Source organism: Xenorhabdus lircayensis (genome assembly GCF_016306625.1).
GTDB classification, from domain to species: domain Bacteria; phylum Pseudomonadota; class Gammaproteobacteria; order Enterobacterales; family Enterobacteriaceae; genus Xenorhabdus; species Xenorhabdus lircayensis.
On record NZ_JACOII010000031.1, the window covers coordinates 16,624 to 28,402 of the forward strand.

An 11,779-nucleotide genomic window follows, 5' to 3' on the forward strand; every position below is an offset into this window, starting at 1 on the left:
CATAATCTCTTTGGGATTTAACAAAGTCAATACAATAAAATCACAATGAATTTACTTTATGATGTTTTTCACAATTTATAAAATGACTTTGTCTTCAATTTATGCATCGTTTATGCATAAAAAAATAAATAAAAAGAAGTATAGAAACGAAGATAACGGAAATGAGTTGGTCTTGTTCAATAGTTATTCATAAATAGTGACCATAACTTATGGTCACGATCTAAAAAATTTATTTGCAATTAACAATTTTACCCTACATATCAATAATATTATTTAAAATCAAAACTTTATGACAAAACACGCTCGTTTTATTACCTCAGTTAAACGAGATCCATTACTGACGCCTACTCCTTAGAAGATATGGCGACTGCCGAGGATCCAATACATCTCGTCTTCTTCATGGTAAAGATCAGCCAACCTCTGAGTGAGTGCCGTTTGATCAACTCGTTCATCAAACAGATGATCTCCAATAAATTCCATTCTCTATTAAAAAATATTATTCTGATAAATTTCCCTTGTAATTAAACAAGGTTACTATTTACATTAACGAGTTATTTTTATCATAGTTATATTTATTAATATTGCCATACTATAAATCACGCTTGCAGTTTTATAAGAAAAAAACAACCATAATGGACTGAGTAAACAGATGTATGAATTTTCATATTAATTATAACCTTCGACAATGGCTTGTTTTTTTATGACTCTAATAGCTTATTTATATCGTCAATCTTGGGTATTACTGCTTGTATCGACAATAAGCGCATTAATTAGTGGGTTTGCCGGTGCTTCGATAGTAGGCATGATCAGTCAAGGAGTAACAGAAAAGATTCACCTCACCTCATTCCTTTGGGGCTTTTTTGGTATCTGTTTTGTTTTCTTTATTACTAAAACCGTATCAGAAATTACGTTATCTCATTTAGCCCAATCCACTATTTTTTCATTACGCCTGAGTTTGAGTAATAAAATTTTGCGTGCCCCACTCAAAAAACTGCATAAACTTGGACGGCACGGTCTATTGGCAGTTTTAACCAAAGACGTCGATGTATTCGTACATTCCTTTATGCTGGCACCGACTGTTTTTGGTAATGTCACCCTAATCATAGCCTGTTTTAGTTATTTAGCCTGGATATCCTGGCAACTGTTTCTCATTCTGGCGATATTCAGTCTTATCACAATGTATTTGTTTTATCTGTGGGAGAAACATCCATTACGCTTGATGATACAAATGCGTGAGCAAGTGGATAAGATATACCTGAATTTCCAAAGCCTGATTGATGGCAGCAAAGAACTGCAACTCAATAAACAAAAAGGCAATCTTTTCATCAGTAAGGTCATCGCCCCTGCGGCCAAGGTATTCCAAGAGATCTGTATTAAAGCGAATTCCAGCTATGCGTGGGTCATCAATGCCAGTGCCGTCACATTCTATATCATGATTGGTGTAATCGTATTTATCGTCCCCATTTGGCTCCCCCAAGAACCCTCAACGCTATTTACTGTATCGCTGCTTGTTCTCTTCTTATCAGGCCCCATCAGTGAAGTCATCGGTGCAATTCCTGAACTGAGGGAAGCGGAAGTTTCCTTGAATAAAATGCGCCACCTTGACAGCCAGCTGGAAGAATCACTGTCCATCCAGATTGAGGGCCCTAGCCCATTCCACAATCAACAACCGATAGCGCTTGAACTGAAAGATGTCGTCCACCATTACACTACAGATAAAGAAGACCGTCAGTTCTCACTTGGCCCATTAAGTCTGAAAATATCGCAAGGCGAGATTATTTTCATTGTCGGTGGTAACGGCAGTGGCAAAACAACACTCGCAATGTTGCTTGTTGGCTTGTTTGAGCAAGAAGCCGGCTCTATTTTGCTGAATGGTGTACAGGTAACACCTGCTAATAATGAGTATTATCGCCAATTCTTCGCCGCCGTTTTCTCCGATTATCATCTATTCGAGCAATTGCTCAATAGCGATGCGAATGTAACCGAAAAGGCGACGCATTATATTGAAGCATTAAACATGACACACAAAGTTAAAATCGTTGATGGTGGTTTTTCCACAACCAATCTTTCTGCGGGTCAACGGAAACGACTGGCTTTAGTCTCGGCTTATCTGGAAGACCGTCCTATTTACCTGTTTGATGAGTGGGCCGCTGACCAAGATCCCGTATTCAAGCGTTTATTCTATACTGAGCTGCTGCCTGAATTAAAAGCGAGTGGTAAAACTGTCATCATTATCAGTCATGATGATGCTTACTTTGATATTGCCGACCGCGTTATCAAGTTAGAGGATGGTCATATTAAAGAAATAAGTAATAAAAATCATTATACCCCGTAAATTCCAAATGGCAGTCCAATTTGAAAGATGAAGGTGTAATCTATAAAAAAACAGTAATCATCTACACTAATGTAATAAAGCTCATTGCAAAGAGCCTAATAACATAGGCTCTTATTTTACTTTATATGCCCAATAAATTTTGAGTTACGGAATGAACAGAAAACTATCCACCCTAATAAATTTTAACACATAATACCTATAATAAAATTAGACACATTGGAACGGCATTATTAGAAATGTGTAATAAAGTAATTTAATGTAAAATTATCTAATATCGTAAATAACCTGATTTATTTCAAACATGGAAAGAAATTAGGTAAGACATCCAAAATTAGACTGTTCTTTTTTATTAGAATGGTCGGCTATTTTTATGTCATTTGTTCTAGATACATCACTACTTTTGCTAACAGGAATGGATTGGCAGTTTATTTCATAGAACTATTTTTTATCCGTTTACATTTAAGTGTGATTTTTTGTTTTATCAGATTTTATTTTTAATGTACCCATAAAAGGGAGCCATAGAATGAATTACCCTGAAAAATTGAAATCATTCCCTTTATCGGAAGCGCAAAGTAGTCGCTGGTTTCAATATCAAATTGACCCTGACAGGCGCGGTCAAAATAATAGTGCATTTTGTGCTCGCATTAAAGGCTTAACCGCCAAATGCTTAGAAGAAGCTCTCAATAAATTAGTGCAAAGGCACCCGATGCTGCGAGCAAGTTTTGGACTATATCACGGTGAACTAGGTTATTGCATCTCAAACAATTCTCAAATCACACTCACAGTACATGATGCCCAACATCTCAGCGAAGAAACGCTTCAGCAACGTGTTCAGGACGACTGCTGGCATATTTTTGATCTGGCACACCCGCTTCGGGTTTATGCCAGTTGGTATCAGTGTAATCAGCAAGAAAGCGTAATGGTGCTGACATTTGATCATTTGGCCGTTGATGGCTGGTCTTATTGGGTACTATTAGATGAACTCGATGCACTGCTTTCTGCAAAGCCCCTGGAGCCCGTACCAGAAAATAGCTTTCACGATTATGTGAAATGGCAGCAACAATGGTTAAAAAGCAACAGCGCGAAAAAACAACAGCAATTCTGGCAAAAGACATTAACGGGCAATTTAGCCGTATCGCAATGGCCGCCTAAAAATAGTGCCATGCCCGCGACAGGGAAAACTTCTTTATATAAAAAAGTGCCCAAATCTCTGGCCAATAAATTACAGGCTATGGCCCCAAAATATGATAACAGCCTGTTCGCCATCTTTTTGGCTGCCTACCAAATCCTCCTGAATCGTTATACCGAACAAGATGACATTATTATCGGCTCTATCATGCCAGGCCGAGGCCGTGCCCGCTGGGGAAAATTGGTGGGTGAATTTATCAATCCCGTGGCCTTACGCAACCAGATAAATGGTGAGATGACGGTACAGGAACATATTACACAGGCGACTAAGACCGTCCGGCAGGGTATTGAGAACCAGAAATATCCGTTTCCCAAGGTACTGGAGCAACTGCAATTACAACGCAATGCAAACGTTCATCCCGTTTTCCAGACGGTCATGATATTCCAAAAGGCCAGATATGTTGACGATTTGCCTGCACTCTGGATGGCAGAAGATGACAATGCGACAGTACAGTGGGGCAATGCAGAGTTACGGCATTTCCCTTACCCTTTCTATGCCGATGTGCCTGTTCCGTTAATGATCAATATCTTGGAAGTCGATGATCAGATCCGTTATGCCTTTTATTATGACACCGAGATATTTGATGCTGAGTTCATCTCCCAGTTGATGCAAAATCTCTTGAACCTGTTGGCAGCAATGGTAGATGACGAACAACAAGCGGTTAATCGTTTGCCATTGATGGATGAACAGGCGCGCCAGCAAATCATCCATGATTTTAACGACACAGAAAAACCTTTCCCGCAACACGCCTTAATCCATCAATTTGTTGAACAGCAAGTGGAACGCAACCCGACTGCAACTGCGCTGCTGTATGGTAATACTCAACTCAGTTATGTGGAGTTGAATCAGCGGGCTAACCAACTGGCCCACGCCCTTGTCGAAGCGGGAATTCATCCGGATGATCGCGTCGCCATCTGCATGGAACGCAGTCTGGATATGGTCATTGCCCTGTTGGGTATTTTAAAAGCCGGCGCTGCCTATGTGCCGCTCGATCCTAAATATCCTACCGATAGGCTCGCCTATATGTTGTCAGACAGTGAACCTGTGATCCTGCTAACCCATCATGGCTTGCAAGAACAACTGCCCGTAACCGAAATTCCTATCTGGTTTTTGGATAATCCAACCGTTCAGGCCGATATCGCCCACCAAGCCGACGATAACTTAGAGGCTGCCCGTTTGGGGCTGACACCGCGTCATTTAGCCTATGTGCTCTACACTTCCGGCTCAACGGGGTTACCCAAAGGGGTAATGGTGGAACATATTGGTGTGGTTAACCTGCTGCTCTCGATGCAGGAGATATTACAAATTACTGCCGATGACACAATGCTCGCCTCCACGACCATTGGCTTCGATATCGCCGGACTGGAACTCTATTTGCCCTTGTTCAGCGGCAGCCGCATTGTCTTAGCACCATCACTGGCTGCTAAAGATCCTGAACAATTGTCGGCATTAATCGCGTTACATGACATCAAAATTGTACAGGCGACACCCACTGCCTGGCGAATGCTGCTCGATTCCGACTGGACAGGCGCAAACATCAAGGCATTAAGCGGCGGAGAAGCGTTGCCTCACGAACTGGCACAGCGTTTGAGACAAAAAGTCAGTGGCTTGTGGAACTTGTATGGGCCGACAGAAACAACTATCTGGTCAACGGCATCCACCAACCTTTTGGTCGAGCAGGACAACCATCACACTAAACCTAAAATAACACCTAAAATAACACCTCAAATAACGATTGGCCGTCCGATAGCCAATACTCAGGTCTATTTGCTTGATAAACACAACCAGCCCGTTCCCATTGGGGGAATCGGTGAAATTCATATCAGTGGTATCGGAGTGGCACGCGGTTACTTGAATTTACCTGAATTGACCGCAGAGCGCTTTATCACCGATCCATTCAGTACCGATCCTGATGCCCGTTCGTACAAAACAGGCGATCTGGGACGCTGGTTACCTGATGGCAGCATCGCCTATCTGGGACGCAACGATTTTCAAGTCAAAATTCGCGGATTACGCATTGAACTGGGCGAGATTGAAGCCTGCCTGACCCAATGCGCTGACATTCGTGAAGCCGTAGTCATTGCCCGTGAAAGTGAAGCGGGAGATAAACGGCTGGTCGCCTATTTGATCCCCAATAAGGATTGCACGCCCAGTATCTCTCAACTGCGTGAGCAATTGAGCAAGAATCTCGCCGATTACATGGTACCAAGTGCATTTGTGATGATGGAGGCTTTCCCGCTCTCCCCAAATGGCAAACTCGATCGCAAGGCCCTGCCGGCCCCTGATCACTCAGCCATGTCAACCCGTGAATATGCCGCCCCAGAGGGCGAAACTGAAGAACAACTCGCCACCATTTGGCAAGCACTATTGGGGTTAGACCAAATAAGCCGCTATGACAACTTCTTCGAATTGGGCGGTCATTCTCTGTTGGTATTACAGCTACAGTCGCAGATCAAAAAAACATTTGATGTTGAATTATCCATTCATCAACTGTTTTCACATCCCACCCTCTGTCAGCTTGAAGAATGCATTATAGATTCTCTCTTACTGCAATTTGATTCAGAGTCTCTTAAAGATATTTATAAATCAATTAATTAAGTCTTATTTATATTGCTTTGAATGGTGATAAATAAATGAACAGTAACGATCTCTCATCTCTACCATTAGCTGAACGCAGAAAACTACTTGAGTTAGCCAAATCAGCAAAACTGACCCGCCAGTCTACTCAGAAAACAGAAATCATGTCCCAAGCACGCGATAATGGCGTGCCATTATCTTGGACACAGCAACGCTTGTGGTTCCTCGCTCAATTAGATCCTGCCGCACAAACGGCGTACCATATGTCAGCGGGTTTGAACCTACAAGGCAGCCTGAATCTGAATGCTCTGCAAGCTGCATTGGATCGCATTGTGGCGCGCCATGAAATTCTGCGTACGACTATCGTGACGGTAGAAGACAAAGCACAGCAAATCATTAGTGATGCAGATTGTGGTTTTTCCCTGATACAAGAAGATTTCAGTCAACTATTCTCAGAACAGCCAACCACGGCAGAACAAGCCGAGTCAGAGCAGCAAGCCGCGATTGAAAAAGCAGCCTACCTTGAAGCAAACCGCCCCTTTGATTTTGTTAATGGCCCTTTGGTACGCGGGCGATTGCTGAAACTGGCAGAAGATCGGCATATCTTGCTATTAACCCAGCACCACATTATCTCCGATGGCTGGTCAGTCGGTGTGCTTATGCATGAACTGTCCACGCTTTATCGCGCTTTCAGTCAAGGACAGCCAGACCCAATGCCTGCCCTGACGATCCAGTATGCTGACTATGTTCTCTGGCAGAAAAAGTGGTTACAGGAAGAAGTTCTGGGCAAACAGGTCAATTTCTGGCGCAACACCTTACAGGGCGCTCCCGCACTTCTAGAATTACCCACCGATCGGCCACGCCCAGCGAAACAAAGCTATGCTGGCGGACGGGTTAATCTTACTCTACCCCCCGCATTACAAGCGGGTTTAAAAGATCTCAGCCAGCGTCACGGCACAACCTTATTTATGACTTTATTGGCAGGATGGGCCACTCTGTTATCTCGTATCAGTGGCCAGGACGATATCGTGATCGGTACTCCCATCGCCAATCGCCAACAATCTGAATTGGCCTCTTTGATCGGCTTCTTTGCCAATACATTGGCACTGCGGGTACAGTTGCATAATAACCCCAGCGTCAGCGAACTTCTGGCGCAGGTGAAAGAACAGGCGCTCAATGCGTACGTCCATCAAGATTTGCCCTTCGAACAACTGGTCGAAACCCTGCAACCATCACGTAGCCTTAGCCATAGCCCGATTTTTCAGGTCATGTTGGCAACAAATAATACGCCGGGACAACGGCGTTTTGAGCTGCCTGGATTGACGTTGGATGAACGACCGTTAATCAGAAACAGTTCTTACTTTGACCTGACATTAAGCTTAGATGAAACTGAAGACTGTTTAGTGGGTGATCTGGAATATGCCAGTGATCTGTTCGACCACTCTACGATTGAGCGCATGGTCGGCCACTTATACACCCTACTGGCGGCGATGGTGGCAAATGATACTCAACGAGTGGCTGAACTGCCGTTGATGGAGCCACAGCAGCGCAAGCAATTACTGGTGGATTTTAACAATTCGGAGCTGACTTATCCGCAGGATAAGCTGATCCACCAACTGTTTGAACAGCAGGCAGAGTCAACACCTGACGCTATTGCTTTGGTGTATCAAGAGACTCAACTGAGTTACACGGAACTGAACCACCATGCCAACCAACTGGCACATCACCTGATTGCATCCGGTGTGCGTCCCGATGATCGCGTGGCAATTTGTGTTGATCGCAGTCTGGAGATGATCATTGGTATATACGGTATTCTTAAGGCGGGGGCGGGCTACATTCCTCTCGATCCAGAATACCCCACCGAACGGCTGGTCTATCAGTTGACAGACAGCAAGCCTGCACTATTGCTGACTCAACAGCATTTACAGGCTCATTTACCGGTGACGGACGTTCCGGTCTGGCTACTGGATGATGAAAATCAGCAAAATACTCTGGCACAACAACCGACGCATAATCCTGATGCCCGCCAACTGGGGCTTCTGCCACACCATCTGGCCTATATTATTTATACCTCCGGCTCAACCGGACAGCCCAAAGGCGTGATGCTGGAGCACCGCAATGTAGTGAACTTTATCCATGCCCAGCACCAAACCAGTGAACCTCAGTCGGGCGATCGCATCCTGCAATTTGCGACCGTGGCATTTGACACCTCGGTGTCTGATATTTTCCCTACCCTCGCATCCGGCGCCACCCTGGTTTTACGTCCTGCCCATATCAGAATACCGGATATGACATTTGTCACGTTCTTGCGCGAGCAGAAAATCACCATCATGGATATGCCAACGGCCTTCTGGCACCACTGGGTGCAAGAGATGATGGCCGGTCGCAGTGGTTTCAGCCCTTCCCTGCACACCATTATTGTGGGCGGTGAGAAAGCGGAATACCGCCATTTAATCAATTGGCTGTCGAGTCCAGAAACACAATCCTGCCGCTGGATTAACTCCTATGGCCCAACCGAAACGACCGTCATTGCCACGACGCTGAAACTGGACAACCGGGACTCCCTGCATCTCGACAACGCCATTCCGATTGGTTATCCACTGCCCAATACCCGTATTTATATTTTGGATACGTACGGTCAACCGGTTCCCATCGGTGTGAGTGGCGAAATTCATATTGGTGGCGCAGGGGTTGCCCGTGGTTATCTGAACAGAGCAGATTTAACCGACGAGAAATTTGTCGCCGATCCGTTCAGCGAACAACCGGATGCCCGCATGTATAAAACGGGCGATCTGGGGCGCTGGCTGCCAGATGGTGCCATTGAATATCTGGGACGCAACGACTTTCAGGTCAAAATACGCGGCTTCCGCATTGAATTGGGCGAAATTGAAACGAAGTTGGCCGCTTGTGAAGGCGTCAGCGATGCGGTGGTCATTGCCCGCGAAGAAGAAACCGGTGACAAGCGCCTGATCGCCTACGTGATCCCACAAACTGGCATCACGCTCACGCCGGCAAGTTTACACGAACAATTGGGCACCAGCCTGATGGAGCATATGCTCCCCAGTGCGTTTGTGATGCTGGATGCTTTCCCACTGTCCGCCAACGGCAAGCTGGATCGCAAGGCGCTGCCAGCACCGGATCGTAATGCTATTGTCAGCCGTGAATACAAAGCACCACAAGGAGAAACCGAGCGACAACTGGCTGCGGTCTGGCAATCCCTGCTGGGTTTAGAACAGGTGGGGCGCTATGACAATTTCTTTGAACTGGGTGGACATTCATTATTGGTCGTCAATCTGATCGAAGAACTGCGTCAGCTTGGCCTGTCCCTTGATGTCAGTGCCGTCTTCTCCGCTCCGACACTGGCAGCCATGAGCGCCCGCTTAAAGCAGAATACCGTTCAAGACGTCACCACGCTGACCATTCCACCAAATCTGATCAGCGAAGAGAGCCAAGCCATTACACCAGACATGCTGCCACTGGTGGAATTGACACAAAACCAGATCGACATGACGGTTAACCTCGTTCCCGAGGGGGTCGCCAATATTCAGGATATCTATCCTTTGGGGCCATTGCAGGCGGGTATTCTGTTCCACCATTTGCTGGAAACAGAAGGCGATATCTATCTGGACAGCCAGCTTATGGCCTTTGACAGCCGGACACGCTTGGACAATTTCTTACAGGTATTCCAACAGGTCATTGACCGACACGATATCCTACGTAGTGCCGTCCATTGGCAGGAACTACCAGAACCCGTACAAGTGGTCTATCGTCGTGCGTCACTGCCGATTATGGAACTCACACTGCCAGGGGAAGAAAATGCCGAGGCACAATTACGCCGCCTCACCGACCCTCGCACGGTACGGATGGATATCACCAAAGCCCCATTACTGACAGCGCATATTGCTCAAGATCCTGAATCGGGGCAATGGTTGCTCTCCCTACTCCATCACCATTTAGTTTGTGACCACATATCACTGGATATCATCCTCAAGGAAATGAAGGCGCTGATTTTGGGAAACAGTGACAGCCTGCCTGCGCCTCTGCCTTACCGTAACTTTATTGCCCAAACCCGCAGCGTACCGCTGGAAGTTCATCAAACCTATTTCCACGAGCAATTAGGGGATTTAGAAGAACCGACCCTGCCCTTTGGGTTACTGAATGTGCAAGGCCACAACCTCAATGAGATAGTGGAAAATATTTTCACTCTGGATAGCGAACTGGCCCACAACCTGCGCAATTGTGCCCGTCAATTAGGCATAAGCGCCGCCGTGCTGTTCCATGTGGCATGGGCTCAGGTATTGGCTCGATGCAGCGGACGTGACGATGTGGTATTCGGGACAGTTCTGATGGGACGTTTACAGGGCGGAGTCGGTGCTTCCGAAGTGCTCGGTATGTTTATCAATACCCTGCCTGTCCGCGTTAAGTTACAGGCACGTACCGTCCAACAGGCTGTACAGGAAACCCATCAGCAACTCAGTGAATTACTCGATCACGAACAGGCATCATTGGCCGTTGCCCAGCGTTACAGTGGCATACAGGCACCATTGCCGTTGTTTAACAGCCTGCTCAACTTCCGCCATAGCTCACGTAACGTAGCTCAGTCTGCACCGCTGGCTTGGGAAGGCATACAGATACTCAGTGGTGAAGAACGCAGTAACTATCCGCTGTCGCTGGACGTTGACGATTTTGACGACGGATTTGCGCTCACCGCACAATGCAGTCAGCAGATTAACCCGGCCCATATCAATTCCTATATGAATATGGCCTTAGAAGGGATTGTGGCAGCACTGCAACAGGCACCTGAACAGAGCATTGAATCGATAGACATACTGTCACTGGTAGAGCGCACTCAATTACTGGAAACATTTAATGATACTGCCATAGCCTACCCGCAAGATGTCTTAATCCACCAATTGTTCGAACAACAAGTGGAACAGACACCCGATGCCACTGCGCTGGTGTTTGGCGAAAGTCAACTGAGTTATGCGGAACTCAACCACCATGCCAACCAACTGGCACATCACCTGATTGCATCCGGTGTGCGTCCCGATGATCGCGTGGCGATTTGTGTTGATCGCAGTCTGGAGATGATCATTGGCATGTACGGTATTCTTAAGGCGGGGGCGGGCTACATTCCCCTCGATCCGGAATACCCCACTGAACGGCTGAGTTATCAATTGTCGGACAGCAAGCCTGCATTATTGCTGACTCAACAGCATTTACAGGCTCTATTGCCAATACAGAACGTACCTACCTTGCTGCTGGATGATGAAAACCATCGCAATACGATGGCGCAGCAACCTAGCCATAATCCTGATGCCCGCCAACTGGGGCTTCTGCCTCACCATCTGGCCTATATTATTTATACCTCCGGCTCAACCGGACAGCCCAAAGGCGTGATGCTGGAGCACCGCAATGTAGTGAACTTTATCCATGCCCAGCACCAAACCAGCGAACCTCAGTCGGGCGATCGCATCCTGCAATTTGCGACCGTGGCATTTGACACCTCGGTGTCTGATATTTTCCCTACCCTCGCATCCGGCGCTACCCTGGTTTTACGTCCTGCCCATATCAGAATACCGGATATGACATTTGTCGCGTTCTTGCGCGAGCAGAAAATCACTATCATGGATATGCCAACGGCCTTCTGGCACCTCTGGGTGCAAGAGATGATGGCC

3 protein-coding genes and 1 pseudogene are annotated in these 11,779 nt (G+C 46.3%); 3 read left to right on the forward strand and 1 reads right to left on the reverse strand.

The genetic code is table 11. The annotated features are described in order from the left end of the window. Positions 1 to 351: 351 nt before the first annotated feature. Complete coding sequence (locus H8A87_RS20190; RefSeq protein WP_269749531.1) at positions 352 to 480, reverse strand: hypothetical protein; 129 nt, start codon at positions 478 to 480, stop codon at positions 352 to 354. 220 nt (positions 481 to 700) lie between these two features. Here H8A87_RS20190 and H8A87_RS07875 point away from each other — a divergent pair, with 220 nt between their 5' ends. The 3 genes and pseudogenes from H8A87_RS07875 to H8A87_RS07885 all read left to right on the forward strand — a co-directional run. Continuing rightward, positions 701 to 2,335 (forward strand): cyclic peptide export ABC transporter, encoded by a 1,635-nt coding sequence (locus H8A87_RS07875; RefSeq protein WP_198689430.1) that lies wholly within the window; start codon positions 701 to 703, stop codon positions 2,333 to 2,335. Between the two features lie 523 nt (positions 2,336 to 2,858). Next, on the forward strand, positions 2,859 to 6,122 hold the full coding sequence (locus H8A87_RS07880) for a non-ribosomal peptide synthetase (RefSeq protein ID WP_198689431.1): 3,264 nt from the start codon (positions 2,859 to 2,861) through the stop codon (positions 6,120 to 6,122). Between the two features lie 164 nt (positions 6,123 to 6,286). Continuing rightward, positions 6,287 to 11,779, forward strand: a pseudogene (locus H8A87_RS07885) (amino acid adenylation domain-containing protein); the annotation flags it as partial.

Coding starts and splice junctions, on each gene's coding strand:
- H8A87_RS07880 (WP_198689431.1), top strand. CDS start 2,859: ATGAATTACCCTGAAAAATTGAAATCATTCCCTTTATCGGAAGCGCAA.
- H8A87_RS20190 (WP_269749531.1), bottom strand. CDS start 480: ATGGAATTTATTGGAGATCATCTGTTTGATGAACGAGTTGATCAAACG.
- H8A87_RS07875 (WP_198689430.1), top strand. CDS start 701: ATGACTCTAATAGCTTATTTATATCGTCAATCTTGGGTATTACTGCTT.